This is a genomic window from Krasilnikovia cinnamomea, from assembly GCF_004217545.1.
GTDB lineage: Bacteria > Actinomycetota > Actinomycetes > Mycobacteriales > Micromonosporaceae > Actinoplanes > Actinoplanes cinnamomeus.
Genome location: NZ_SHKY01000001.1, coordinates 3,400,644 through 3,426,011, shown reverse-complemented (window position 1 = coordinate 3,426,011; position 25,368 = coordinate 3,400,644). Strand labels below are relative to the sequence as shown.

Annotated in this window: 25 protein-coding genes and 1 tRNA gene; 17 read left to right on the top strand and 9 right to left on the bottom strand. The window is 68.2% G+C overall.

The features are described 5' to 3' along the window. Positions 1–306: 306 nt before the first annotated feature. The 6 genes from EV385_RS15500 to EV385_RS15475 all read left to right on the top strand — a co-directional run bounded on the left by EV385_RS15500 (position 307) and on the right by EV385_RS15475 (position 6,485). Positions 307–732 (top strand): hypothetical protein, encoded by a 426-nt coding sequence (locus tag EV385_RS15500; protein ID WP_130510102.1) that lies wholly within the window; start codon positions 307–309, stop codon positions 730–732. After that, positions 729–1,082: a hypothetical protein gene (locus tag EV385_RS15495; protein WP_207229836.1), complete on the top strand. Its 354-nt coding sequence runs from the start codon at positions 729–731 to the stop codon at positions 1,080–1,082. Before EV385_RS15500 ends, EV385_RS15495 begins: the two co-directional genes overlap by 4 nt. Before the next feature lie 715 nt (positions 1,083–1,797). Beyond that, positions 1,798–3,177 (top strand): DUF3631 domain-containing protein, encoded by a 1,380-nt coding sequence (locus EV385_RS15490; protein WP_130510100.1) that lies wholly within the window; start codon positions 1,798–1,800, stop codon positions 3,175–3,177. Further along, on the top strand, positions 3,174–3,587 hold the full coding sequence (locus EV385_RS15485; RefSeq protein ID WP_130510099.1) for a hypothetical protein: 414 nt from the start codon (positions 3,174–3,176) through the stop codon (positions 3,585–3,587). Before EV385_RS15490 ends, EV385_RS15485 begins: the two co-directional genes overlap by 4 nt. A 149-nt stretch (positions 3,588–3,736) precedes the next feature. Continuing rightward, a complete protein-coding gene (locus EV385_RS15480) occupies positions 3,737–4,102 on the top strand; it encodes a helix-turn-helix domain-containing protein (RefSeq protein ID WP_242624907.1) in 366 nt (121 codons plus the stop codon). 1,030 nt (positions 4,103–5,132) lie between these two features. Further along, positions 5,133–6,485, top strand: coding sequence for a tyrosine-type recombinase/integrase (locus EV385_RS15475; protein WP_130510097.1), 1,353 nt, complete (start codon positions 5,133–5,135; stop codon positions 6,483–6,485). A gap of 161 nt (positions 6,486–6,646) precedes the next feature. Here the strand turns inward: EV385_RS15475 and EV385_RS15470 are convergent, their stop codons facing one another. Both EV385_RS15470 and EV385_RS15465 read right to left on the bottom strand, forming a co-directional pair. Beyond that, positions 6,647–7,765, bottom strand: coding sequence for a hypothetical protein (locus EV385_RS15470; RefSeq protein ID WP_130510096.1), 1,119 nt, complete (start codon positions 7,763–7,765; stop codon positions 6,647–6,649). A gap of 300 nt (positions 7,766–8,065) precedes the next feature. Continuing rightward, positions 8,066–8,138 (bottom strand) — tRNA-Arg (locus EV385_RS15465). Between the two features lie 743 nt (positions 8,139–8,881). On the opposite strand from EV385_RS15465, the gene EV385_RS15460 reads away from it, so the two are divergent. Further along, positions 8,882–9,862 (top strand): hypothetical protein, encoded by a 981-nt coding sequence (locus tag EV385_RS15460; protein WP_130510095.1) that lies wholly within the window; start codon positions 8,882–8,884, stop codon positions 9,860–9,862. A 288-nt stretch (positions 9,863–10,150) separates the two neighbouring features. Next, a complete protein-coding gene (locus EV385_RS15455) occupies positions 10,151–10,777 on the top strand; it encodes a hypothetical protein (protein ID WP_130510094.1) in 627 nt (208 codons plus the stop codon). Between the two features lie 164 nt (positions 10,778–10,941). Here the strand turns inward: EV385_RS15455 and EV385_RS15450 are convergent, their stop codons facing one another. Both EV385_RS15450 and EV385_RS15445 read right to left on the bottom strand, forming a co-directional pair. Next, positions 10,942–11,235 carry a hypothetical protein gene (locus tag EV385_RS15450; protein WP_130510093.1) on the bottom strand — a complete coding sequence of 98 codons (294 nt, stop codon included), beginning with the start codon at positions 11,233–11,235 and terminating at the stop codon, positions 10,942–10,944. A 332-nt stretch (positions 11,236–11,567) separates the two neighbouring features. Further along, complete coding sequence (locus EV385_RS15445; RefSeq protein WP_130513337.1) at positions 11,568–12,302, bottom strand: EAL domain-containing protein; 735 nt, start codon at positions 12,300–12,302, stop codon at positions 11,568–11,570. A gap of 549 nt (positions 12,303–12,851) precedes the next feature. Between EV385_RS15445 and EV385_RS15440 the strand changes: the two genes are divergently transcribed. The 8 genes from EV385_RS15440 to EV385_RS15405 all read left to right on the top strand — a co-directional run bounded on the left by EV385_RS15440 (position 12,852) and on the right by EV385_RS15405 (position 18,657). Then, positions 12,852–13,718 (top strand): hypothetical protein, encoded by an 867-nt coding sequence (locus EV385_RS15440; protein ID WP_130510092.1) that lies wholly within the window; start codon positions 12,852–12,854, stop codon positions 13,716–13,718. A 532-nt stretch (positions 13,719–14,250) separates the two neighbouring features. Continuing rightward, the gene (locus EV385_RS15435; protein WP_130510091.1) at positions 14,251–14,598 is read left to right on the top strand and encodes a hypothetical protein; all 348 of its coding nucleotides are present in this window, start codon (positions 14,251–14,253) and stop codon (positions 14,596–14,598) included. Positions 14,599–14,840: 242 nt separating this feature from the next. Further along, the gene (locus tag EV385_RS15430) at positions 14,841–15,023 is read left to right on the top strand and encodes a hypothetical protein (RefSeq protein WP_130510090.1); all 183 of its coding nucleotides are present in this window, start codon (positions 14,841–14,843) and stop codon (positions 15,021–15,023) included. Between the two features lie 172 nt (positions 15,024–15,195). After that, positions 15,196–15,729, top strand: a complete 534-nt coding sequence (locus EV385_RS15425) for a hypothetical protein (protein ID WP_130510089.1) — start codon at positions 15,196–15,198, stop codon at positions 15,727–15,729. Positions 15,730–15,848: 119 nt separating this feature from the next. Next, positions 15,849–16,280, top strand: coding sequence for a transposase (locus EV385_RS15420; protein ID WP_130507934.1), 432 nt, complete (start codon positions 15,849–15,851; stop codon positions 16,278–16,280). Then, complete coding sequence (locus EV385_RS15415) at positions 16,277–17,302, top strand: IS3 family transposase (protein WP_130507935.1); 1,026 nt, start codon at positions 16,277–16,279, stop codon at positions 17,300–17,302. Before EV385_RS15420 ends, EV385_RS15415 begins: the two co-directional genes overlap by 4 nt. A gap of 136 nt (positions 17,303–17,438) precedes the next feature. Further along, a complete protein-coding gene (locus tag EV385_RS15410; protein WP_130510088.1) occupies positions 17,439–17,966 on the top strand; it encodes a hypothetical protein in 528 nt (175 codons plus the stop codon). 196 nt (positions 17,967–18,162) lie between these two features. Next, on the top strand, positions 18,163–18,657 hold the full coding sequence (locus EV385_RS15405; protein ID WP_130510087.1) for a DUF5956 family protein: 495 nt from the start codon (positions 18,163–18,165) through the stop codon (positions 18,655–18,657). Positions 18,658–18,902: 245 nt separating this feature from the next. On the opposite strand, the gene EV385_RS15400 is transcribed toward EV385_RS15405, so the two are convergent. Further along, on the bottom strand, positions 18,903–19,217 hold the full coding sequence (locus tag EV385_RS15400; RefSeq protein WP_130510086.1) for a hypothetical protein: 315 nt from the start codon (positions 19,215–19,217) through the stop codon (positions 18,903–18,905). 327 nt (positions 19,218–19,544) lie between these two features. Here EV385_RS15400 and EV385_RS33930 point away from each other — a divergent pair, with 327 nt between their 5' ends. Next, on the top strand, positions 19,545–19,703 hold the full coding sequence (locus EV385_RS33930) for a hypothetical protein (protein WP_165449490.1): 159 nt from the start codon (positions 19,545–19,547) through the stop codon (positions 19,701–19,703). Here the strand turns inward: EV385_RS33930 and EV385_RS15395 are convergent. From EV385_RS15395 to EV385_RS15380, 4 genes are all read right to left on the bottom strand, one after another. Continuing rightward, positions 19,664–20,869: a hypothetical protein gene (locus EV385_RS15395; protein WP_130510085.1), complete on the bottom strand. Its 1,206-nt coding sequence runs from the start codon at positions 20,867–20,869 to the stop codon at positions 19,664–19,666. The genes EV385_RS33930 and EV385_RS15395 overlap by 40 nt on opposite strands. A 56-nt stretch (positions 20,870–20,925) precedes the next feature. Beyond that, positions 20,926–21,510, bottom strand: a complete 585-nt coding sequence (locus EV385_RS15390) for a hypothetical protein (protein WP_130510084.1) — start codon at positions 21,508–21,510, stop codon at positions 20,926–20,928. An 87-nt stretch (positions 21,511–21,597) separates the two neighbouring features. Then, positions 21,598–22,917 (bottom strand): NucA/NucB deoxyribonuclease domain-containing protein, encoded by a 1,320-nt coding sequence (locus EV385_RS15385; protein ID WP_130510083.1) that lies wholly within the window; start codon positions 22,915–22,917, stop codon positions 21,598–21,600. An 8-nt stretch (positions 22,918–22,925) separates the two neighbouring features. Continuing rightward, positions 22,926–24,830 carry an RICIN domain-containing protein gene (locus tag EV385_RS15380; protein WP_130510082.1) on the bottom strand — a complete coding sequence of 635 codons (1,905 nt, stop codon included), beginning with the start codon at positions 24,828–24,830 and terminating at the stop codon, positions 22,926–22,928. Positions 24,831–25,368: the final 538 nt, after the last annotated feature.

Sequence of the window (25,368 nt, the reverse complement as noted above, 5' to 3'; positions counted from 1 at the left end):
CCATCCATCATCGACTGACTCCAAGCCATCGTTGATCAGCGATGGGCGACGTGGCCATGGTAGTCGGATCTCCCCAGAGGGACGAGTCCCCCCGAGTCCCCTCCCGTCCTCTGATTTCTGCTGGTAGAGGGCGCCAAACTGGATTCATCAGCAACACCGAACGGCAACCACCGACAAGACACGCCACGCCAGCGGGTTGCGTAATACTAACTGAGTTATTACTGTGACCCTAAGAACGGCCCCGGCGGGGTGGCACCCCCACCGAGGCCCGGTACATCAACCGCTTCCCCTAGCAAGGAGACGAAGATGCAGGTCAAGGCTACCCGAGGTTCGCTGCCAGCGGTGAGCGCCGATGGGTTCGTGGATGACCGGGACCACCTTCACGGCCAGGCGCCGGAGGCAGTGCTGATGGCCACGGTGCCGTTGACGGCGTTGGAGCTGGTCGCGGCGTTGTACTGCCGGTCGCTGGGCGTGGAGTACGACTACCTGGCCGAGATGAGCGACGCCGAGGTCCGCCGCTGGGTTGCCCACATCATCACGTTCGACGGCATCAACACGGTGCACCGAGACGCGCAGACCGACTTGCTCGATCCGCCGGCGGATCCAGACGAGCGGGCGTTCCTGGCGTTGTGCGAGCGGCGGGTGGCGACGGCGTTCGGGATCACGGTCCGGCCGACGTTCCCGGCCTCGATCCCGTGGACGCGCACCGCGCAGGTTGGGCGGGCCGCGTGATGGCCCGCCTCGACGTGACGCAGCTGCGCGACCAGATGTTCGGGCTGACCTACGGCGACGTGGCGGCGGCCGTGTTCGCGTCCCCGCTGGCCGAGGACCAGACCGTCGACCCGGCCGATGTGGTTCGGACTGGACTCGCCGCGGTCAGTGGTGACGAGCGGGCCGCGTGGCGTGCCCGGTGGCAGGAGCTGGTCGCCGCGCAGCGGTTCGGCCATTCACGGCAGGTCCGGCGCGCGGCGGCAGCCGAGTACCACCGCTTGTGGGGTGGCCGGTTCAACCGGGTGCACCGCACCGCTGAACGGTTCTGGCGCCAGCACGGCACCTGGCTCGACGCCACCCAGGCCGCCTGACAGCCACTCTCCCGGCGGCCCCGCGCGGGCCACCTCCTGACGACACCGGAACCCGGTTCCGGCCCTCTCCGCACGACCCCTCTTGGCGTGGGCGTTCGCGCTTGGCGCTGGCTCATTGAGAACTCAACAGGGCACCACGGCACGGCCGACACCCGTGCCGACAACGACGAAGGGCAAGGAGGACCGGCCAAGGGCCGGGCCGCTTGCTGGCGCCGCTGCGCGGCGCGTGGCCAGCCGGTCTGCTGGCCGATCTCCGTTCTGCCGCTGACGCCCACCACCACGACCCGCGCCGGGTGGTGGCGCGTCACAGCGACGTCACCAACCCGCACGCACGCAGCACAAACCCCACCCTCATGACGACCGTCTTGACGACAAGGGAGTCCGACACCGTGAACCCGCACCCGCCACCTGTTGACGACACCATGACGCCACCACGAACCCGCCGACACCCAGGTCCGCGACACCCGCGACCAGCCACACCACCACCCGGCACGGCCCGCCCGAGGCGCACCGTCAGACCCGCATCACGCACGGCCCGCTCGCAGTGTTTCAGCCTGGTCCGTGCTGAGATGCCCCCCGCCGCCGCCCGATCAGGCCGACCCGTGCGGCGCCGGGCCGGGGGCATCTCACCACCCCGGCACCTGCCCCGCCGATACCCACGCCAGGAACCGGCTGAAACAGTCGGCAGGCCGGGCCGGGCTCGGGGGGTGCGGCCATGACCGATGCCAGCCAGGCGTCGACGCCGGGCGCGCAGGTGCTCGACCAGGTCGCCGCGTTCATTGCCCGCTACGTGGCCTTCCCGTCCGAGCACGCGTTGACGGCGGTGACGTTGTGGGCGGCGCACACGCACGCGGTCGGCTGCTTCTACGTCACGCCGCGCCTGGTCCTCGACTCCGCCGAACCTGGCTCCGGTAAGACCCGCGTGTTGGAGCTGCTGAACCTGCTGGTCCGGCACCCGGAGATGACCATCAGTGCCAGCACGGCCGCACTGTTCCGGCTGATCAGCCTGCATCCGCACACGATCCTGTTCGACGAAGTGGATGCGATCTTCAACCCGAAGACCGGCGGGAACTACGAAGATCTCCGGGCGCTGCTCAATGCCGGGTACAAGCGCGGCGCGACGATCGCCCGCTGCGTCGGCGACGCCAAGAGCATGAAAGTGCAACGGTTCGTCGTGTTCGCCCCGGTCGCCCTCGCCGGGATCGCCGGGTCCATGCCCGCCACCATCCTCACCCGTGCCGTCGTGGTCCACATGCGGCGCCGAGCACGCTCGGAACGGGTGGAGCCGTTCGAGGAGCAGTACGCCGAAGCCGAAGCCGCACCGATCCGCGACGCCCTGGCCGAGTGGATGTCACAGCAGGCCGACGCCCTCGCCAAAGCGCGGCCGAGGATGCCCGACGGGGTGGCCGACCGGGCGGCCGAGGTGTGGAAAGCCCTGCTCGCCATCGCGGACCAGGCCGGGGAGCGGTGGCCCGACGCCGGACGCGACGCCGCCCGGTACTTCGTGCTCGACACCGCGACCGCGCCGACTTTCGGCACCCGGCTGCTGGCCGACCTGCGAACCCTGTACGCGGGCCGCGATCGGATGCCCACCACCGACATTCTCGACGCGCTCACCACGGCCGAGGACGCCCCGTGGGGAGACCTCGGCGGCAAACCACTCGACGCCCGACGCCTGTCGAAGGAGCTGAGCCGGTACGGCATCGCCCCGGCCGCGTTCAACACCGGCCAGGGCACGGCCAAGGGTTACACCACGTATCCAACGACCGGGAATCTCGGCCTGGCCGACGCCTGGGACAGGTACCTCCCGGCGGGACCTATCGGTAACTCCGGTAACTGCGGTAACCCCGCAGGTCAGACCGGTTACCGATCCGAAAAGCCGTCGGTAACCATCGGTAACCCGCAAGATCAGGTTACCGATCCATCGGTAACCCGAATCGGCATCGGTAACCCGCTGAACAGGGAAGTTACCGAAGTTACCGAGATTACCGATGAGGACTGGCCGCCCGTGGCCGTGCCCGGCGGCACCCGGCCACCGTCCACCCCCGACCGCCCCGGCCCTCACTCTGCGTTCACCAAGGGAGCGGCAGCATGAGCATCCATCCGACCGCGCTCGCCGACCAACTCCACGCCGCGAGCACCGACGCCCACCACCGCCTCCTCCGGGCCGCCGAACACCCCTGGGCGAAGCTGACCGCCAACCCGGACACCCCGCCCTGGCTCGCCTCCCTGTTCCAGCGCCACGCACTCGCCCTGCTGGGTGGACACGGCCGAACCTGCCCGCACCTCGGCCCCGGCCCGCGCGTGGTGCACGCGTTCGCCTGGGCGCCAGGGCTGATCGTCTGCCCCGCCTGCCGCCACCTCGCCACCCCCGACCCGATCGAGGACAGCACCTGCGACCGCTGCCGACAACACTCCGAACGGGTGTGGGCCGGGATTGCTCAAGTCGGGCCGATCCTGTTCGGCTACGGCCTCTGCGACGCCTGCCACCACGACACCGAATAGCCCACAACTCCGATCGGTCCCATCGGATACACCAGAAGGGCCCGGATCTTGGCTCAGCGTGGCTCTCAGCGGCCCGGCCGATGCCACGCCCCCGCCATCCGCATCGCCGCACCACCCCGTCCCGCACCACCCACATTGGAGGCACGTCCGTGCGCACCGCCCACGCCACCGTTCACCCGCTCACCCCCCGCACCACGCCCGCCGAGGCGCCGCAGCGGCCCCGGCCCGCGCCGGTCGGCACGCTGACCTACACCGTCAAGGAAGTCGCCGAGATGCTCTCGCTCAACCTCGGCGGCACCTACCGCATGATCCGCACCGGAGACATCCCCGCCCGCAAGCTCGGCGGCCGGTGGGTCGTCCCCCGCCGCGCGTTCCACGACTGGCTCGACTCCTGCATTGAGATCACCCCGGCCGAGGCCGAAGCCAACCGCAGGGCATCGGTCGGGGAGCTGACCGACGTCGAGAAGGACCTCATCTGGGCCTACCGCAACGACCCGAAACGGCACGGCGCGTAGCCGAACCGACCCCCGGATCAGCCGCTAGCGCTAGCACCCTGGCCCGCTAGCGCTAGCGGCACCGCTAGCGGCCCAACCGGACCATGACCAGGCCGCTAGCGGCTAGCAGCCGAAGCGGCCGGCACCCCGGAACCGGCCCCCCAGACCGGCATCCGACCCCCGCAACGGCTGCTAGAACCACCCGGCCGACGCGCCATCGTCCATTACCGAGAGTCGTGGTCGTGGGTGTCGCATCGTCGCGTGTCGCCTCGCGCGTACGCGCGCGCGTTGGAGGCCCCCTTCCCGTCGTCGCACGCGACAGTGCGACACCGCGACACACCACCACCCTCCGTCACCATCACGACCATCGCAGGGGCCGCAAGGCATCGCGGGTCCACCCGCAATGCCTCGCGGATCCGCAATGCCTCACCCTCGCGGCCCTGACCAGCGACCTAGCGGCATTGCGGCCCAACCAGCCACACCCCCGAAAACCGCCTGAACGGCCATCCGCGACCCCCCGCCACCCAGCCGCAAGTAACACCCGCGTTACCCCTGCCGTCACCGCCTGCCACCTCGCCGAAGCCACCAAGGTGGCGGTAACACGCCACACCAACGCAGCGCCGAAGACCGCCGAACCGGCACCCCGGCGCTCGACGCTCCCGCCGTTACCACCCCGGCCCGGTCGCGGGCCGCCCGCGACCGGTCGCGCCGACGCGACCCCAGCCGCGACCACCCCGACCAGCACGATCAACCGCCGGTCGCGGGTCGCGCCTACCCAGCCGACAGCCGCGACCACCCCGAAACCAGTGGTCACCCGGTCAACCGGCCGCGACCGCGACCCGGCGTCGGACCGTCCGGCACATCGACACACGGTCACCGTCGCCCCGGCCGCCGACAGGTAGCGGCGGAGGTAGCGGCCCGCTACCGGGTAGCGCCAGCGCTACCTCAGCCGCTACCTACCTGGCCAGCCCGCATATCCCCAGGTAGCGGGTAGCGGCGCCCACCACCACACCCCGGAAACCCCCGAAATCAGGGGTAGGGACACCCCCGCGTGCCGCTACCCGCTACCACAACCAACCCGAAGGGCAGTTACGCAGTGCGAGGATCAGTCTTCAAGCGATGCCAGTGCCGCGACAACAACGGCAAAAAGATCAGGAACTGTCGCAAGCCACACGGCTCCTGGTCGTACACAGTGGATGCTGGACCTGACCCAGCCACCGGGAAGCGCCGTCAGATCACGCATGGCGGCTACAGAATCAAGGACGACGCTCAAGACGCACTCACGGCTGAGTTGGCAAAGCTCAACGCGGGCACGTGGACCGACGACAAGGGCATGACGGTCGGCATGTGGCTCGACCAGTGGCTAGCCGACCTGATTGCCGCCAACCGCGCGGTCAACACGATCACGAACTACCGCACGCATGTGCGGGACGCCTGGAAGCCCCAACTCGGGCACATGCTGCTGCGCGACGTGCGACGCGGACACATCGAACGGGTCCTGGCCACCCTGGCGGCCCCGCTGGACGGAGACAGGCCCTCGGGGAATGTGGGCCGCCGAATCACGCGCAGATCACCGGCCACGATCGAGAGCTACCGCAAGACCATCCGGGCCGCCCTGGCCGCCGCGCAGCGCCGGGAACTGATCGCGGTGAACCCCGCCCTCGGGCGACTCGACGCCATCCCTCGGCCGACGGCGGACACTGACGACGAACCGGTGATGTGGGAGATGGAGGACACGGCCCGGTTCCTAGAACATGTCATGCCCGACCGCCTATCAGCGCTGTACGAGCTGGCCGCCTACGCCGGGCTACGCCGGGCCGAACTGTGCGGCCTGCGGTGGTGCGACATCGACCCTGACGGCGGCGGCCTGACGGTCAGGCTGACCACCGTGTCGGTCACCCGCAAGCAGGTCACTGCTGAGCAGGCGCGATGCCCGATCTGCGGCGCGGTGCACGTCGGCCGGCTGCTCAAGGCACCGAAGTCGCGGGCGGGCCGTCGATGGGTGCCGCTGGCCGCACCCGCCAAGGCCGCACTCGCGCGGCACCGCGTCGCCCAGCAGGGTGAGCGGGACTTCTTCGGCATCGACTACGACGATCATGATCTGGTGTTCTGCCGCCCGGACGGAACCCCGCTTCGGCCGGACCGGGTGACGGTCGAGTTCGAGCAGCACGTGCGCGCCTGCGGTTTGCCGGTCATCCGGCTGCACGACACCCGCCACGGGGCGTGTTCGCTGATGTTGGCCGGTGGCGTGCCGATCGAGGTCGTTCAGATGATCCTCGGCCATGCCAGTCCGGATGTGACGCGCCGCGTGTACAAGCACCTTTTGCGCAAGGTCACCGCGAAACAGGTCGAGAAGGCATCGAAGCTTCTGACGCGGCACCGTCCCAAGCGGAAGACGTCGTGAGAAGTCCTGAGCAATAGTCAGTCAGTTGATCGGCGCGCCGAGACAGAAATGTCGCCCCACATTGCGGGAGGACATTTCTGTCGGCGCGCCCGAAAGGCAATGATCGCTCAAGCACGATCATGAGGACGCGCAAAGAAGCCAGCGGTGATTTGCCGCGCTGGTCATCCCCTCGACTGGTTCCCGGCGCGTAGCTGCGGGAAGGCGTCCCAGAGGTCGGCGAGGAACTGACCGTACTCGTCGCCGCCGTAGGCGGTTGCGGTCGTCTCGACAGTGTGAAGCGCCGCACCGAGTGAGTCGCTGTTGTTCGTCGCGGTCACGGCATAGAGCGCTGCGACCGCCCGTTTCTGCGGTCTGTCGCCGCCGGGTTCGTCGCGGAACCATGGCAGCCTTGGGACGAGGACGCCATCCGGGACCTGGTCGCCGATTGCCCCGAAGTCAGGTACGGCCTCCTCGTCGAACGGGAACGGCGGGTGCTCTCCTCGCTGCAACGCGGCCACTGCGGGCGCGACGATCGGGTTGTCGGTGAGTTCGGCGATGCTCAGCGCGCGCAGCGCCGCCCACCGGGCGACGGCTCGGTGCAGCTCGTCGTCGGCCGCGGCCAACGCCCACATCAGATTCTCATCGAGGGCGCGGAAGCTGGGCGCGTGGAACTTGACGTTGCGCAGCCGGTCGTTCGGTATCCGGTCCCCGAACCGCGCCCGGTCGTATTCTTCCTGTTTCGCGGCGAGGTGTCGCTCCTCCGCATCCCGCTCGCCCGGCGGGAGTTCAACATCACGGCCCTCGCGGTGCCAATATGCGGCGGCGTCGCTGGTCTGCCGCAAGATGCGGTCGGGCGCTGGCGAGCCGGGCCAGAATTGGAGCAGGTAGAAGTCGATCGGCTCGTCACCGGCGAGAGTGTCCTCGTCGTGGCCCTGCTGCATCCCGCGCGCGCAGTAGCGCACCCGGTAGTCGCCGGGCGGCAAGGTAAATTCGTACAGATCGTCGAAGGCGTGCAATCCCATCTCGTCGGTACTGGCGTGGAACGAAACCTCGACGGCCTCCTCCCACGTGTCGCTGAGCGGCGGCTCCGTCGAATGCAGCTCGATGCGGAACCCCACATCGCCGGTGTGCAGGCCTGTCACCAGGTGGAGCATTCCCGGCACCGCTGCTCCGCAGAGACCGTTTCGCTGTCCCCGCCTGTGGTCATCCGACTCCGAACCCGGCTCATCCTCGACGCCGTGCACGTTGATGAATCGGTAGTGCACATTCACCTGTCCGTCGAACAGCACCTGCGCCGCCATGCAACCGCCCCCATCCGTATCGCCGACCCCATCGTTGCAGCGCAGCCGAGAAGGCCTCGCGCAGTTGCCCGAATTGGGTGCCTCAGCCGTGCAACCTTCGGGTCAGGCCTGGTGGGGTGCGGCGCGCGTTGCCTGGCCGGAGGGCCGCCCGAAGTAGCCCGGAAGGCACCGGAGCTTCTGACGCGGCGCCGTCCTAGGCGGAAGGCTTCGTGAGCAATCCGTGAGCAACGGCCGGTCAGATGATCGGTCCGCCGGATGAGAAATGGCCTCCCACCGCTGGTGGGAGGCCATTTCTGAATGCGCGCCCGAAGGGACTCGAACCCCTAACCTTCTGATCCGTAGTCAGATGCTCTATCCATTGAGCTACGGGCGCTCACACAACTACTCTCCGTGATCGCGCGTGCTGATGCGTCCAGCGGGTCATCGTTGCGTATCCGCTGGTCCGGGCGTTTCGTCACTCCCGGACCTGCGGGTAACGACTCTAGCATGTCGCCGAGTGGGGCCTGCATGCCGGTGCGTGTCGCACAATGCTGCACCGTGCTCCGACGTCCGATCACCATCGGAGCACCACGGCGGCCGCCGGCGGTCAGCCAGGCTGGCTACAGCCAACCCGTCATCCGAGCAGCGATAGTCCAGCTCCGCGAGATCAACGGCCGCTCGACCGCCGAAGCCGTCCCCGCCCGCCAACGCACCAGCCAGGCAAGCCTGGCCCGTCGCCTGGAGGCGGGCACATCAACGCAACCGCGACCTCACCCAACAGGTCACCGACTTGAGCACGCCGCCGCCCACGCTGCCCTGCGGGACCAAGCGCAGCAACGTAAGCCAGCATCAAATGATCGTGGGCGCTGGCCGATGCCGGCGACGGCGAAGACTGGTCCGGCGGATCAGCTATTCGACCACCTCTTCAACGGAGAGTCACGAACAGGTCGCTACAGGCAGCGATAGCGGTCGCCCCGTGTCCGTGTCGCGACCGGTGGTGGGCACCGAATGACCGAACGGAGACCGGGTCGCAAGTAACGTTCAGTAATGCTGACTGCTGCGTCGACCCGAGAAGCGGGCGGGTTCGATACGTTTTGCGCCCCGGTTCCATGCCCCTCGCTTGTACTCGGAGTTTCGATGCTGCGTCCGTCCCGTTCTTCTCTGCTGACCGCTACGGTGGCGCTCGGCGCCGGCCTGTTCGCCTTGCCTGGCCCGGCGTACGCCGCGGACACCACGACCTCGCTGGACGCGGCAACGATGGCGGTGGAACTCAAGACGGTGGCTGATGCGTCGACGGCCGCAGCCCATGACGGCTGGAAGATGATCGACACCTTCTCCGCAGGCTCGATGTCCGGCTCGTCCTCGGTGGTGGTCGACCTCACGCACAGAATTGCGTACACGCGCTCCCGGTACGGCACCGAGGGGTACGCCATGTATGTCGTCGGCGGCAAGGGCGTGTACCAGTCCCTGTCCGGGCCGGACGAGCGGGCAGCGGTGAAGATGATGGGCCGCCCCGAGGTTCGCTACCAGTTCAATGCGATGCCGTCGATGACCCTCGACGACTACCTCATGGGCGGCGCGCAGAACCCCGCCGCAGCGCTGACCGACAGCAAATACGCGGGCACCAAGACCGTGCATGACGACGGCTCCACCGACTATGGCTACCACGACGACAAGGACATGACGATCACCCTGCACGTCAGCGCGGCGGGAACGCTGACCAGCAGCCGAGGCACCGGCAATGGCTTCACCGACATCACGTCCTACACCTACGGGGCGCAGCACGTGACCCTGCCGGCCGCGTCGGTCACGATCAGCTCGACGACGCTGTTCAAGGGCGTGGCGTACGTGAACATGAAGACCACCGTCGCTGAGGTCGCCTCCCAGGGCGCGGCCGACACCCGCCGGGCCGCGCACGGACACCGGATCAAGGTCGCCACGTTGCGCAAGATCGTGCGCCGGGACGTCGCCGACTTCAACCGCGGGACCAGCACCAAGATGATCAAGGTGACCGTCGTGAAGCGCGGGGTCCGGCTGCGGGCGACGAACCCGTGGACCCACAAGTCGGTCACGTTCACGGTCAAGGCCTACGGCAAGAAGATCGCCGTCAAGGGCTGACCCCAGCCCCGCCCGGGACCGCACCGGCCCCGGAGCGCGGTCACCCTCCGCGCAAGCGATCATGAGGCGAGCCGGTGCGCGGACCTGCCGATGCGCGCACATCCGATCTTGAGCGGACACGCCTGAGGCGCAATCGCCGTACCGCTGTGACGTACCCCTGGGTACTCTGAGCAGCCCGGACGATGAATTTTGCGCCCCTTACGCGTCCCGGTACGGTGACCAATCCTGCCACCGTTGGAGAGCGCATGCCGAGTTCGTCGATCCCCCGCTTCGGCTTCCACCACTGTCATGTCTGCTGACGCCGGCTTAGGGAATCCACCGCGCCGGGGCACGGGTAGCCGCGCCTGGTTCGCTGTCGCGGCGGTGGTGGCCGCGGCCGTCGGGGTGGTCGCCGTGTCGGTGACGCGAAGCCATCAGGCGGGGTATGCGGCCGATGCCCCATCGGGTTCGATGACCGAGGCGCAGGCGGCCGCGCAATGCCTGGAGTCCTTGCGGCAGCTCAACGGCGACACCTTCGGCAAGCCGGTCAAGCGGCTCGTCGCCCGCAACGGCGACAGCCAGATCCGCGTGTATGTTGCCGGACGCAGCGAGAGGATCAGCACCTGCCGCAGTGGCAAGCAGGGGGAAGAAGAAACGTTCGCCACGGTCATGGAACAGGGCCGCGCTGACCGAATCCGCCTGTTCGGCGGCGAGGACTCCGTGCTCAAGGCGAACCTGCTACTCGGCCACTTGCCCAAGGGAGCTGCCACGATCGAGGCTCGGCTGCCGTCTGGGCAGATCGTCACCGGGGCGCACGATGGCGACATTTTCCTCGTCTGGGCGCCGGGCGATTCCGTGCGAGGCGCTTTGCTCACCGCGGCCAGGTCGGATGGCTCGGTCGTTGACACGGCGGTTGCTCCGGGCGCGGGTGCCTGAGCGCCGGGCGTCACAGGGGTGAGCGATGCGCTGGCCCACGACAGGTGTCACGACCTAGCCGAGGGTATGGAGATTGCGGCGGCGAGGGTTTCCGAGACTCGAAGTCAACCCGGCCGAGCTGATCGATAGGTTTCCAGAGGATCTTCGATAACAAGGATTTGCAGCTATCCGTCCACCTTGCAATTTGCTTCCGGCGACAGCCAGATCACCAGCGGGTTGGCCGCAACGCTGGTTGCGGCCTGACGACCTGCGGACGGGGACGTCTGGAACGCGGACACAGTCACCCTGTCCACCAGGCCGGTCGGGCGAATCGCGGTCACGATCGCGTCGCAGAGGCTCAGCCGGTCGTCTTGAGTGGTGGTGTCCGCCCAGACACCCACCTGGATGACGGTGCCGTTCCAGGACCGCGACGAGACATCCTTGCCGAATTCCGCCTCGTTGAGGATGCCCTCCAACATCGAGACGCGGCCCGCTGCGCTCAGCTCCGGCGACGTTCCGTCTGACGGTTTTGGTGAGACGGCGGCACACGACGTAGTCCCTGTGCACGGAGACTCGGATTCGCCCGCCGTGCACCCGCCAAGCACGCCAGCGACGAGAACTGCAGATGCCAAGACGGCATACGGCAACTTCATGATCGGCTTCCTTCGCGGCGAGTAGCAGTGGCCAGCAAGGTCTGTGCGCGGGTAGCAGCGCAACGGCGCGAGCAGGGCCCGCCGTGTCCGTGGCGGGGCCCTGCTCGCGCCGTGATCTGGCTCGATTGCGGAGAGAGGCACCGACCGGGTCCTGAGGGCTAGGGGCGACCAGGCTGGGGCAAGGGGCCGGGACGGGCCATGTAATAGCCCTGTCCGAGGCGGACCCCGATGGCGATGAGGGTGTCGTACTCGGCGGGGGTTTCGACGCCTTCGGCGACGAGCATGGCGCCGGCCTCGTCGGCGAACGCGACCAGGGCCCGGATGAGGGCGGCCCGGACGGGGTCGGTGTCGATGCCGCGGGTGAACGTGATGTCGAGTTTGATGATGTCCGGGTGCAGTTGCAAGATGTGGCTGAGGCTGGCGAAGCCGGCCCCAGCGTCGTCGACCGCGATCAGGATGCCGGCGGCGCGGAGTTCGCCGATGGCCTCGCGAAGGACGGCGTAGTCCTGGACTTGGCTGTGCTCGGTGATCTCGACGATGATGTTGCGGTCGGCGTGCGCGATCAGTGTCGTGCGTACCCCGGAATTCAACAGCGCTTCGACGGACAGGTTGGTGGTCAGCCAGGCACCGGGCGGGATGTCGTCGATGCTGGTCAGGGCCTGTTGCAGGGTGAGTAGTTCCAGTTCGACGCCGATTCCGGCTGCGGCGGCGGCCGCGAAGGCGTCCACGGGGCTGGCGAAGTGTTCGGCGTCGAAGCGGGCGAGCGCTTCGTAGGCCAGTACCGATCCGTCTTGGAGCTGGACGACGGGTTGGAAGGCCATCCGGACCGCCCGGGAGTCCAGCACCCGCCGCACCGGGCAGCGGGCTGCAGGGGCGGCGGTCAACGTCGGCATCATGCCCTCCACGTTCGGTCGCTCAGGTCATCGGCAGGTCAAGCAGCGATCAGGATCCGGACCCCTCTTGTGTGGTTCGCTCTGCCGTCGAGTCAGCACCTCGGTGACGCATAGTGATCGACTGTTCGCAAGGCGTGACCCACTGATCGGAGCGTCGGCCGCCCCTGTCAGTGCGGAGATCGCCTGGTGCCTGCGATTCAGCCGAAAGGCGGCCACCAGGCCCTATGCGGCCTCTGCCGCTACCTGTTCGGGACCGTTGACGGACTCACCTACCGGCTCGTGGATGTGCCTGCCCGCTCTAGGCTCCCGCAAATGATCAGGATGCGGTTCGCGACCTCTGGGACTGCCGCCACGATGGCCCGAGGTGGCGCGGTACTCGTGGTCGGTGGTGTGCTCGCCCTGGCCGCTGCCGGCTGTGCGGGTCAGGCGGGCGGCGCAGGGTCGGCGGATGTGCAGTCGCTCGCCTCGACCGAACCCGCGCCAGATCCGCGGCCGTCCAGCACACCACAGATCCACCTCCACTGGCGGTCGTGCGCCGGCGAACCGTCCATGCGGCCTCAGGACGAGGGAACCGACGCCGCGCCGCTCCCCCACTTCGCCGCCACCTTCCACCCGGTGGCCGCCGTCAGGTGCCGGGAAGACACGCAGCGGCGGCCCGACGGTGGCACCGACGCGATCGCCGTCGAGGAGCGCGCCGACGACGTGACAGCACTGCTCGCCGCGCTGCGTCTGCCCGACGCGCCACCGCCGTCACCAGAGCCGGCCGGCAACGTGCCACCGGATCCCGATCCGGATGCGATATGCCCCCTGGATGGTTACCTCCCACCACGGCTGGTGCTGCGCGACGGCCAAGGCCGATGGGTACGGCCCTCGATTCCCCGCGACGCCTGCGGCAAGCCCCTGGCCGAGGCCGACACCGCCATGGCCAAGCTGAAGTGGACGCGCGTCAGCACCCGGGTACTCGGCCAGGTCGAGTCAGCCGAGGCCGCTGCCAGCGGATGCGACCAGGTCTACACCGACATGGTCTGGTTCACCGGCTTCTACCCGCCCACCCCGCAGGGCGACCTCGCCCCGCTCGCCGACGACGCCGCATCGGTACGACTGTGCATCTACCAGGTGAAGGCGAGTGAGCCGGACAACGACAAGCCGCAGGGCGACTTCGTCTCCGGCGGCCTGCTGCCGACCAACCGGTGGGCCGCCGTCAAGCGAGCGGTCCAAACCTCCGGAAAAGCGCCAGCCTGCACCACCCCGGCAAACCGGTTCGCCCGGCTGGAAACCCCCCGCGGTGACATCTACGTGGAACTCGACGGTTGCCGACGCCTCGTCGCCCAAGGCATTCACCCCGGCGACGGAACCAGCGGCGACACGATCTGGCAAGCATCCACGGACCTGCCCGCGCTACTCACCGAGCCGTAGCCGCCGTACAGCCTGCCCAAGGTGTCAGGACCTCTGGCGTTGTCGAGGGAGCCAGAAACACCGAACGGGCGGCTGCCGCCTCACACGGTCCACCCCGTTTGGGCGGCTAGTCGGTGGCGTCGGTGGATGCGATGGCGCTGGTCATCCGCTTATCCTCGGCGCTTTGCTGACGAGCACCGAGCCGGGGAGGGATTATGGCTTTTGACCAAATCATGCTCATGACCCTCGCGGTGCTGTGTTCCGCCGTGCTCGTCTACGGACTCTGGCAGATGGCCCGCGGGTGGCGCGCTCGCCGCCCCGGCGAGTCGAACGTCCTCATAGCGGACGGAGCCGCCAGATTCCTAAGCGGCGTGCATGGGTGGGTGATGATCGCGATGTTGACGGGGGTCGCCCGCCGCTTAGGGGGCGCGGGGACGCTCTCGGCGCTCATCCTCGCCCTGACGCTCCTGGCGCTTGCGGCGTTCATCCGTCGCCGATGGGGCAGTGCAGCACCTCGTCGGACGGCTACGGGTGGCAGGACGGGAATGGAACGATGACGGTGCGATCCAGATGGTTCACCAGCAAGCGGTACGGCGGCCAACATGACGTCGTCGGATTCGTCGGCGTGTTCGGCTTGCTGTTCCTGTTCGCCGGATACGCGATCTTCGATTCGAGCTACCTCATGTCGAACGCCTGCTTCGGCACCGGCGGCCAAATGGTTTGCCCGACGAGCGGGCCGTACTGGGCGCGGCCGCTGCCCGGGGCGGCAGCCGTTCTTGGTCTGCTCTCTGGGCTCGCCGGCATCCTGGTTGGCCGCCCGGTGCGCACCCCTGCCTTGATCGCCGGATTCACACTGACTGCCGCTGGCCTGATCGGCAGTTGGCTGATGGCCCCGGGGTAGACATGTCTCAGCCGGTTCGGCCACCTCGCCAGTGGATCACCCGAGTCGTTCTCGCTGGGCTTGTTGCCGTCGCGATCGCCATGCCGGCGGTTGCCGTTGGAGCGACTGTCGAGGACGCCACCGGAAGCCACTTCTTCGGTACCTTGGCCTGCTTCGCTTGCTATGCGCCGCCCATGGCGTGGCTTGCTCCGAAGGTCTCGTACCGCCGTCGCGACGCACTCTTCGGCCCCTGGCTTCTCCCCGTGATCGCATGGCGTGTTGCGTATCTGCCGTACCGGGACTGGCCGCCACGCGACGACGAGGCGCCACGGGCGCACTACCTCCGGGAAGCGGAGGTCGGAGCAGCCTGGGATCCCGAGTACGCCGGCCTCTGGCGGCTACCCACGCCGAGCGACGCGCAGGCCATCAGCACAAGCGGGGTGTGATGGCGTCCGCCGGCGCCGTTATCTCTGGAGTCGGCGAGCAAAGTTCCACACCAGGGCCAGACCGCCGATCGGCCAGGGAAAACGGTCAGGAAGGGTGGCTCCCAGTAGCCGCTTGCGCAGGTCACGAGCCATGCGCGTGGGTGTTGGGCCCGGGTCACCCTAGAGTTCAGCCGTGATCAACGCCAGGGCTCGTTGCGCCGTCATCGTCCCCGTCGTGGGGGCGCTGGTCGTTGGTCTGTCGTGCGTCGGTTGCGCTGGCTTCCTTTCCTCACTGGGTGGTTGTTCTGACCGTGATGAGCGTTTTGCGGTCAATCTTGCGGATCTATCGATCCTGGCGGCACATCCCGACGGCGCGACGCCGGTAGACAATCAATCGGGGTGCGACACCGACGACGGGTTTGCCTACGCGAGCCAGCGGTACCACACGGCGATGAATCGCGAGGGCATCATGGCCTTCTACGGTGCCGCCGCCGTGGCCGATGGATGGCGGACAGATGGTGAGAACCCGACCCCCGTGCCCTCTACGGGCCTGGTCGTCTCCGGCTCGGCTGGGTGCTTCCACAAGGAGATCAATGGCACCACGGCCTACCTCAGCGTGTGGTTCCCCAGTGACTTCAATGCCCCCCAAAACCCTGAGCCTCCGGAGCCCACGGATGAGTACGGCATCGAGGTGACCGGCTCGCATGACGGCGACGCCTGGTGCTGACCGCCCGCGGCTAAGTCAGCATCTCTGGAGTCGTCCAGCCCTCCCTGTCACGCTGATGTGAGACAGCCCGTCTACCAGGGAATACTCTTCCTGGACGGCCCTGAGGAGAACACACCAGCATGACTTCGAAGCCCCATGAGAGCCCGGATCTGGACGCCCGGCCCCAGCGGCGGACATTCACCGCGGAGTTCAAGGCGCGGATCCTGGACGAGTACGAGTCGGCGCCGGATGCGGCGGCTCGCGGGGCGATCCTGCGCCGGGAACGACTGTATGGGTCACACATTCTCGACTGGCGCAAGGCCCGAGACGCCGGAGCCGCGGCCGGCCTGACCGACCGCCGTCAAGCGGCCGCGCGGGCAGCGAAGAAGGCCGAAAACGCTGAACTTGCCCGCCTGCAGCGGGAGAACGCCCGCTTGCAGGCCAAGCTGGCCAAGACCGAGACCGCGCTGGCGATCATGGGAAAAGCGCACGCGCTCTTGGAACTGCTCTCCGAGAGCGCGGATGCCGCGCCGATGTCGAACCCGTCCTCACCGAGGCGCTCCAGGCGCTGACCCCGGCGTGGGGCATCGCCGGGGCGTGCCGACTGACCGGCGTATCCCGCGCGACGCTCTACCGGCACCGCAACCCGCCCGCGCCGCCGAAGCCGCGGACTCCGCGTGAGCCGCCGCCCTCGGCGCTGTCGCAGGCCGAACGTGAGCAGGTCCTGCAGTTGCTGAACCGGCCCGAGTACGCCGACCTGGCGCCGGCGCAGGTATGGGCCCGCGAGCTCGACGAGGGCCGCTGGTGGTGCTCGGAGTCCACGATGTACCGGATTCTGCGGGCCGCCGGTCAAAACGGTGAACGCCGCAGCCAGGCCACGCATCCGGCCCGGACCAAGCCCGAACTCGTGGCCGACGCGGCGAACCAGGTCTGGTCCTGGGACATCACGAAGCTGCGCGGGCCGGTCAAGGGCGTCTGGTTCCACCTCTACACGGTGATCGACATCTGGTCGAGGTACGTCGTCGGGCACCTGGTCGCCGCGCACGAGGACGGGCAGCTCGCCGAAGCGCTGATCGCCGACGCCGCCGCCCGTGAACGCGTCGATCCCGATCAGTTGACCGTGCATGCCGACCGCGGCGCGGCGATGACCAGCAAGACCGTCACCCAGCTGCTGACCGATCTGAAGATCGGCCGTAGTCACAGCCGGCCGAAAACCTCGAACGACAATCCCTACATCGAGGCGAGCTTCAAGACGTTGAAGTACGACCCGAGCTTCCCGGACCGGTTCGGGTCGATCCAGCACGCCCGGCAGCACTGCGAGGCGTTCTACACGTACTACAACCACGAGCACCGGCACTCCGGGATCGGCCTGCATACTCCGGCCTCGGTCCATCACGGCACCGCCGGACAGATCCGTGAACAGCGGCAACGGACCCTCGACGCCGCCTGGGCCGCGCACCCCGAACGGTTCGGGCGCCGCCGTCCGCAGCCACCCCGCCTCGCTCACCGGGCATGGATCAACAAACCCGACAACAGCGACCTCGGACAAGTCGCCGTCGCGGCTGTGACCACCCTTCCAACAGCACAAAGCTAAAGAAGATCAAGAAACTGTCTCAGTTGACTTGACAGGTTCCGCAGGGAGCAAGACTCACACCACAACGGGCAGCCCAGGGTGCACCGATGGGGACGATGCACCGACCTCTCCGACCGCGGACACCTACGCTTCTTTCATGATCGAGTCAACGCGGCCCTTGCCCCAGCAAGATCTAATAACTCTGTTTGGGCTGGTCGTGACCGTTGAGAACTGGCTGAGGCAGGAGGAGTTGCCAGCTCCGCTTCCGGACGAGCTCGGCCAGCACCTGGAGGAGCGTGGCGTCCTAGCCGTCGGCGCAAGTACAGGGGAGCTGGTCGCGGTGTTGGCCGATGTTGCCCAGCGGCTGCACTACGCCATGGGCGCGGGTGAGGAACTACCCGAACCGATGCCCCGTGAGACGCACTACAGCCTGTATGTCCCCACCGAGGCGGCCGCCCTTGCGTGCAAGGAGACGGCGTACGGTTGGGGCAGCACTGAGGTGCTGATACGCGCACGGGATTTCGACCAGCGTCGTGACATCGAGCCGTACCGGCGTGATCTTGGGTGGGAGGTGCTGGCGGCGTTTCCCAGCCTCGAACCGGACCCCGCGCACCGGGATAACGAGGCGCGGCTCGCGGTCCTTGCTCACGCCCACGATGGTGTCTTCTCCGGCCACCAACAATGACCCGTCACCAACTCCCTGCGCTCGGGGCGGCGGGACCAGGGCGAGGCCCTGCGGTGTCCTTATCTCTGGAGTCGTCGAGGGAGACGGAAGCACACCGAGACGCCCCCGGTCAGGAAGCTCGCCCCGACTACTACTCATCACGTCGGCGTTCGCTGTGTCGCGACCACTGGCGGCGCCCATGCCTAGCCTCCAGAGTATGAGCGACGCCCCGGAGGTTGCCTCCTGGACGGCCGTGGCCCTGTTGCCCGAGCCGCCGCCCGTGGATCTAGCAGACCGGACCACCTTCAGAACGTCAGCAGGCGAGTTCTGGGAGTGCGGCGATTCGGGATGGGATCTGATGATCGGCTGGCTGGCTGACCCCGCGACTCTGGCTCGCTTCCCCGACCACAGGATGCATCGGTGGGAGGTGACCGAGGAGACCATTACTGGCGTGCGGAGCTACACGCGTCCGACCACTGACGACGAGCAGAAGGAGTTCGAGGAAGACCAGAATGTGTTCCTGCATGACATGGGCTTGCCTGCTGATCGCCCCACAGGCTTCCGCTGGCTTCAGCGACTTCCTGACGGCGTGACGGTGGAGAAGATCCACTCGGCGACCCTGCGGGCTCAGCGCGATATGCCGATCGGCGTACACCCGCGCGACATGGTTCCCGTGCTGCGACAGGTGCTGCAAGGGCTGTTCCGGTCATAGCCAGCGGCCACGAGGAACGGTGTCGCAACTATCTCTGAGTCCTCGAGGGAGCCAGTTTCACAGCCGCAGAGGCAGCTCAGGCGGCTGGTCGGGCGCCGGGCTACCGGACTCGAACCGGCTCATCCCTCGCGGGCGTCAGCATGGGTGCTGGTAACGGACTTTCCCATCCGCCTTTGCCCGGCGCTGTTGGCGATCTTAGCGGGAGTCGCACGGCGAGGCCGGCCACCGCAGCCGCACAGAACGGCCTACGACATCAGGTAACCGGCTAACCCAGAAATAACGGCGATAATCGTCAGTCCTGCAATCGCCAGGAGGGCCACACGGCGGCGACGTCCATCGAGGGCTAAGTCGCGGCGAGCCCGTCTGCCGCTCCACAGGGAGGCGGCGCCAGACAAGGTCGCCAGGGGCAGCAGCGCGACGGCGTTGAGCAGAACGCGGGTAGGCCCGTCGGCGGTTACAGCGAGGTTGGCGATGACCAGCGCGGCCAGACATGCGGCCATCAGGGCGTAGCCGATGGCCAGGAAAATCGGCTTCTGGCGGGGGCTGTCGGCGAACGTCACCCCAGGAGTACAGCACCGCCATGATCACACCGATACCCCCGAAGGGCCAGGTGGTGGCCGCGCCGCAAGCCATGGTCGTCGCCCGGTATCAGTATTTCTGGTGTCGTCGATGTAGAGCACGCCTTAAATCCATCCGTCGGGCCACGACGTCGCGCTGACCGGCCCGAACGCGTCCCGGACGTTGCCGGTACTGCCGGAACTCGCCGGCCTGTTCCCCGTCGGTGGGCTGCGTCGGGGCAGCGTCATCACCGCGACCGGCGGCACGTCGCTGCTCATAGCGTTGATAGCCCCGGTGGTCGCGGCCGGGTCGTGGGCCGCGGTGCCGGGATGCCGAACTTCGGGGTCCTCGCGGCGACCACGGACTACGGCATCGCCAGCGAGCGGCTCGCCCTGGTGCCCGCGCCGGGCCCGGACTGGCCCACCCTGGTCGCGGCGGGCGCGGATGGTCAGGTTCCGTTCGGGTGGCTGGTGGGGGCGACGACGTAAAGCTGAGTGGTGGTGTTATCGAGGTCCGCGATCGGCTGGAGCGGTGTGGTGGATGCGCTCCATTGCAGGGTGGCGGGGTTCGGTGGTGAGGACGGTGCGCTGGAGGTAGCGACCGCGAGCGGCAGGTAGATCGCGTTGTTCCCGGAGTCGTCGGTGGCCTGGATGGCGTACACGGGTTCGCCGGGCCGTACCTTGTCGCGTCCGTCGACGAGTTGCATCCCGGTGAGGGTGGTGCGCGCCAGTTGGATGTCGTCGGTGGGGGTCCGGACGGCGAGGGTGAAGCCGGGGTGGGTGACGAGTTCGACGGTGACAGCCCCGTCGGCGCTCGCCGGGTCTTTGGTGATCTGCCCGAGGACGCCTCGGCGGCTGACCACAAGCGGTTGTGTGGTGGTCCCGGCGTAGGTGTCCGGGAAGCGGACGGCAAGGTGACCAGCGTCGGGCTGGCCGACGGTGGTAAGCGGATGGGCTTGGAATTCACCGATCGTGGTGTCGTCGGCGTAGCTGGTCCAGGCCGGTTCCCGGCCGTTGCCGCTGATGGTGGTGGTGAAGGCGCTGGCGCGGTGGTGCATCGTGAGGATGGCCAGCCGCCCGCGGACCGTGCCGTGTCCGTCGTCGATGGCCGCCACGGTGGAGGTGAGTCGCAGTCGTGTGGTGTCGGGATCGGCGAGGACCACGGCGAGGGCGGGGCTGCCCGGCGGGGGTGCCTGGCCGACCTGGTCGGTGAGCCGTGCGGTAATCATGCTGACTTGCCGGGTCTCGCCGGGTGGCGGTGAACGACGGTCCGCGCGTACGTATAACGGTCCGTCGACCTTCTTCGCGGTGGTGCCGGTGATGATCGCGATGCGTGCCGTTCCGCTCTGGTCGTTGCCCTGGAGGATCACGACGGGACCGGCGGGCGTGCCGGTGTGGATGAGCAGCGGATACACGTCCGTGTGGGCTCCGGAGATCGCGGGTTGCCCCCCGGTGTCCCAGGCATGGATGGCGCGTTGCACCAGGCCGCGGTCCGCGGTGGCGTTACCGGTGGCGGGCCAGGGCAGGAACGGGCCGCCGGCCGGGGCGGTCGGCCACGCAGGACCGCCAACCGAGGCGGGCCGGGTGAACGCCCACGCGGCGAGCAGCGCCGCGACGACCGCGATCGCGGCGCCGATCGGCAGTGCCACACGCACCCGTCTGTTCCGGGCTGCTGCGCCCCCGCGCACCGCCGGTGGTAGTGGTGTCTCGCTCATTGCGGCCCGCCTCGGAAATCAGACGGGTCGTGGTCCGCATCGTCCTCATCGTCCTCCGGTAGCGGTGCCTGCCACCACACCCGGAACAGGTACCGCTCACGGCCTTCCAGGTCGGGCCGTATGTCGTCGAGGCGTTGCCCGCCGTCCGGCGCCGCGAGCACGCTGGTGAGTTGCTGCTCCAGTTGGAGCGCCTCGTCCCGGCCGTGGTGGTAGAACGCGACGTGGTAGCGGCCGGGCCCCTGCGGTGGGAGGATCTCCGAGATGGCGTGGCCCATGTCGTCGCCCACTTGGAGGTGGCCGGTCGGGCAGTCCAGGTCGACCAGGGTCGGGCCGGTCCAGTCCACGGTGGTGGGGCTGCTGTCGGGTTCGCTGTCCCACACCTCGACGTCGACGCGCACGGCGATGAGGTTCTGCACCGCCTCGACGTACACCGTGTAGCCGGAACTCGCGACGACACTGGTGTGGGTTTGGTTGATGGCCTGCTCGGCGCCGGTGCCGGCGTCGCAGTCGACGTCACGGAGTTGCAGGATCAGATGGTCCGGGCGCAGGACCAGATCATGGCTGCTGAGCAGGGTCGCCACAGTTAACCTCCGCAGAGGACGGTCCGCCGCGGCCGGTCACCGAGCGGTGGCCGGCCGCGGCCGAGAGTGTACTCCGTGCGCGTTACGTCACGAAATGATCCGTACGTAGTACGGGTCGCTCGGTGTTCCTTGCCTGTCGGTGCCCATGTTCTCGTCGAGGATGCGGTTCTGCCCGTAGAAGAGGCCGAGGTGGCCTCCGCCCTTCTCGTTGGCGTCCTTACCGATGGGTCGTGCGGAACCCTGCCAGCGCCAGGGGTTGCCGCCGTTGGGGTTCTGTTCCGTGGCGCCGGTCGACACGGCTGACCCTTCGTAGGTGCTCTTGAACGGGTACTCGTCACACTGTTTCGTGCCGTTCGACGTGTACTCCTCGCCCCACACGTCGATGCAGATGCTGCGTGACGCCGCGTTGTTCTTGTCCGGGAGGACCTCGCTCATGAGACGGTGCAGCGGGCGGCCTCGGCCGGCTTCGCCCGGCACGGACTTGTTTGCAATGCTGGGGAAGGTACGTGCCGGGTTGTGCAACGCGTCCTCGACGTGGCGGGCCTCCTCCGCGTAGTCCACCCCGGCGCGTGTGTCGAGGTCCAACGTCGGTATGAAATCGCTGAAGACGGCGCCGTGATACTTTCCCTGGCCGAGTTTGGCCTTCGCCGAGTCGAACCGGGTGCGGGATGCCGCCATGCCCGACTCCAGCCACGGGACGATGTTGGGTGCTGCGCTGACGACGGACATGTTCATCGTCATCAGCCCGCGGACGATGCTGAAGGTTCCCACACCGGTGTCGTTCGGGGAGGTGATATGGAATTCGTAGCGGCGATTGCCGGTCTTCCAGACCGGCACCAGTTCGGCGCGTTGGGTGGGCGTGCTCGAGCAGGTCACGAGTGTGGAGCAGCCGGTGAACTCGACGGTCAACGTGGTCTCCGGCAGCGGCTCGCCGCCCTCGGTCGTGAATTCGTCGAAGTCGAAGAGGTAGTCGACGCGCCGTTCTCCGTCCACGGGGAAGGCCAACAGCGAGTAGTTGAACATGATTTTGGCGACCCGGACGATGGTCCCGTCCGAGCGGCGTTCGAGCAGTTCCACGTCGCGGTGCCCGATGAAGCACTGCTCATATCTGCTGCGGGCCCATCCGCCCGGGTCCCGGGAGGCGGTGTTGTTCAGACAGGCGGTCTTGAAGTCGTCCTCGGCGGCGCGGTGCTGCACCGCGCTCTGGCCGTGGGCCCGGACCCGAAGCTTCGGGTCCCCGCCTCTGCGGGAGGCCGACGGTGCGGGGACCGGGGGCGGCGTGGTCGACGTGACCTGCCAGGCGAGCTCACCAGCCGGCAGGGCTGGCGGGGCGGCAGATGCGGGCAGTCCGGAGGTCACCAGGACGGCGACGGTCACCGCGGCGACCACAGGGATTCGGCGGAACACGGGCCCTCTCATTCTGTGCCGGTGCGCAGGCGGGCGAACAGCAGTACGCCGGTCGTCGCGCTGGTGACGGTCATCCACTGGCGGAAGGTGCGATCGCTGCTGCCGTCCCAGGCATGCACCGGACCGGTCCCGCTGATCACGTACACGCGGTCGGTGTCGGCGACGTCGCGGGGAATGGCGTCGGCACTCAGCCGGTGGCGGGCCTCGCCCGCGGTCATAGTCGTAGCTGTTTCGGGGACAACCATCGCCCGGGCCTTTCGTGATGCCGGGCCGGTCAGGTAGGAGGCGACGAGGGTCTTCGCCTCCGTGAGGGTCATGGGCCGAGGTCGGGGCGTGCGCGCCGCCGCGGCGGGGCGGCCGGTGGTGTTGCAGAGTTGCCGGGCCGCGACGCACACGGCCAGGCCTGGCACGGTCGCCAGGCAGGACTGCGGATCCGTGCCCAGACAGCGGGCCAGCGCGGTCTGGTCGACGCCGTTGATCCGGGCCGGGGATCCGGCAAGCCCGGCGGACGTGGGCGCCGTCGGCATCCGAGCTGCCGCCAGCGTGGTGGGCTTGTCGACCCGGAACACATTGGTGTCCAGCGCGTCCCCGGTTCCGACGAAGTTGCGGTTGCCGGTCAGGCACCACGGGGGGAGGTTCCCGCCACCGCCGTTGGTGATGTCGAACGTGTCGGGGAAACCGCCGCACTGTTTCGGTGTGCCGGTCGCCGTTTCCGACTGGTGGGCGCGGCGCCAGAGCCCGTCACTGCCGAGCAGCTGCGGCCGGTAGTCGTAGGGGGCGGTGAAGCCGACCGCGTCGAGATTGTCGACGTCCAGCGCGATCGTCGCCGAGATCGCCCTGTTCGATGCCTGGTAGCGGGTGGATCCCTGGTAGTTGAAGTCGAAGAAGATGTCCCACTCGCCGTTGGCGTTGCCCAGCAACATGTAGGTGTGCTGGTAGCCGTCAGCGACCGTCGACCCGTTGGGCTGGCCCGCCGTGTCGGTGGCCGGCAAGGTCCGGTAGTCGTAGCCGTCCGCGGTGGCCTCACCCCAATACGCGGCGTAGGTCACCGACCCGGTCGGGGTGCCATCGCGCATGGCCTTCCAACCCAGGTACGCCTCCCCGTGCGGGTTGCCCTGCGCGTTGAGGGTCAGCGCCCGCATCGTCGAGCGGACCTCGTTGGGGGCGGCACCGGCGTTCCGCGCGCTGATACCGACCGGGTGGTGATGCCAACTGCTCATCAGCCCGTTGAACGACGCGGCGGGTTCGATACACAAGGCCGAGTAGCGACCCTCGATCACCCCGTCGCCGGTCGCATAGGCGCAGCCGAACCGGCCGGTCTTCACGTTGAAATACTGGTTCCAGCTCGCCTCGGACGACGCGCAGTTCCAGCTCTTCACCGCAACGCCGTTCGCGGTACTCCCGCCCGGAATGTCGATGCAGCGCCCGTCGCGCAGATTGCGGAACTGGATCCCGTACTGGCCGGGCTGCTCGTTCATCCACCACTTCTCATTGGACGCGCCCTGACAGGTGTAGAGAATGATCGGCGCGCCGTTGGCCGGAGTGGAGCCGGAGCTATTCAGACACTTGCCGCTGGCCGGGTGGCGGATCTGATACGTGAACTTCGGAACCCCCGCGGCGGCGGGCTGACGGACCAGCGTCCACCGTTGCCGCGCCACCGTGGCCCCCGATCCCTGCCGGTAAGGCTGGACGAGGACCGGGGAACTGTTGGAGACCCCGTCCCCACCAACCTCAAGGACCCGAGTGTCACCCTCGCGGCCCACCCCGAACGCCACCGGCTCGGGCGGCACCGTCGTCGCCGCGGACGCCCCGGCCACCCCGAGGCTCACTGTCATCAAGGCCACAAGCACCCCACCCACGAGTCCCCGCAGCGCCGATACTCTTCTCCGTCGCAAGTGACCGTTCCCCCGCAAGATCGAGCCGGGTCAGATGGCCCCAGGTCCGGACGGGTCACCTAACCAATGACGAACATCTATTTTCCGGACAGCCGCACCACCACACGACCCCATAGAAGGTGATGTATCTCTCTCCGCCCGCCCAGGCGAAGACGCTGACCGGCCGTCCCGTTGACGCCTGGGCAACCGAGCGCCGGCGACCGGCCCGCCATCCCGTGCGCAGCGCGGTGATCAGCGGTGCAGGATGCCGCCCGGAGGCCGATGTGCCATGGCATCGACACCGGGTGGATCACCGTGTGCTTGTCCCACCAGGACCGACGCCGCCTCGAGGTCAAGAAGGTATTGACCAGAACGCGCTGCACGTAGTGATCGATGCCTTCTGAGCCTTGCAGCCGAGACCACAACCGTCTTCGCCAATGCCGTCTGGACCAGATCCTCGGCCTCCCCCGGTCTCCGCACAGCAGAAACGCCGTCCGGAGCAGCGATCCGTAACGCGCCCGGACGAAAGGCCGGTGTGGTAATCCAACCGAGCTCGCCACCGGCTCAGCCGAACCGG

Bases quoted from the DNA above. Each gene is read 5' to 3' on its own strand.
- EV385_RS33930 (WP_165449490.1), top strand. From the start codon at position 19,545: ATGCCGAACTTCGGGGTCCTCGCGGCGACCACGGACTACGGCATCGCC.
- EV385_RS15420 (WP_130507934.1), top strand. From the start codon at position 15,849: ATGACTTCGAAGCCCCATGAGAGCCCGGATCTGGACGCCCGGCCCCAG.
- EV385_RS15460 (WP_130510095.1), top strand. From the start codon at position 8,882: ATGCTGCGTCCGTCCCGTTCTTCTCTGCTGACCGCTACGGTGGCGCTC.
- EV385_RS15440 (WP_130510092.1), top strand. From the start codon at position 12,852: ATGCGGCCTCAGGACGAGGGAACCGACGCCGCGCCGCTCCCCCACTTC.
- EV385_RS15500 (WP_130510102.1), top strand. From the start codon at position 307: ATGCAGGTCAAGGCTACCCGAGGTTCGCTGCCAGCGGTGAGCGCCGAT.
- EV385_RS15410 (WP_130510088.1), top strand. From the start codon at position 17,439: ATGATCGAGTCAACGCGGCCCTTGCCCCAGCAAGATCTAATAACTCTG.
- EV385_RS15485 (WP_130510099.1), top strand. From the start codon at position 3,174: ATGAGCATCCATCCGACCGCGCTCGCCGACCAACTCCACGCCGCGAGC.
- EV385_RS15405 (WP_130510087.1), top strand. From the start codon at position 18,163: ATGAGCGACGCCCCGGAGGTTGCCTCCTGGACGGCCGTGGCCCTGTTG.
- EV385_RS15490 (WP_130510100.1), top strand. From the start codon at position 1,798: ATGACCGATGCCAGCCAGGCGTCGACGCCGGGCGCGCAGGTGCTCGAC.
- EV385_RS15455 (WP_130510094.1), top strand. From the start codon at position 10,151: ATGTCTGCTGACGCCGGCTTAGGGAATCCACCGCGCCGGGGCACGGGT.
- EV385_RS15435 (WP_130510091.1), top strand. From the start codon at position 14,251: ATGACGGTGCGATCCAGATGGTTCACCAGCAAGCGGTACGGCGGCCAA.
- EV385_RS15470 (WP_130510096.1), bottom strand. From the start codon at position 7,765: ATGGCGGCGCAGGTGCTGTTCGACGGACAGGTGAATGTGCACTACCGA.
- EV385_RS15445 (WP_130513337.1), bottom strand. From the start codon at position 12,302: ATGCCGACGTTGACCGCCGCCCCTGCAGCCCGCTGCCCGGTGCGGCGG.
- EV385_RS15450 (WP_130510093.1), bottom strand. From the start codon at position 11,235: ATGTTGGAGGGCATCCTCAACGAGGCGGAATTCGGCAAGGATGTCTCG.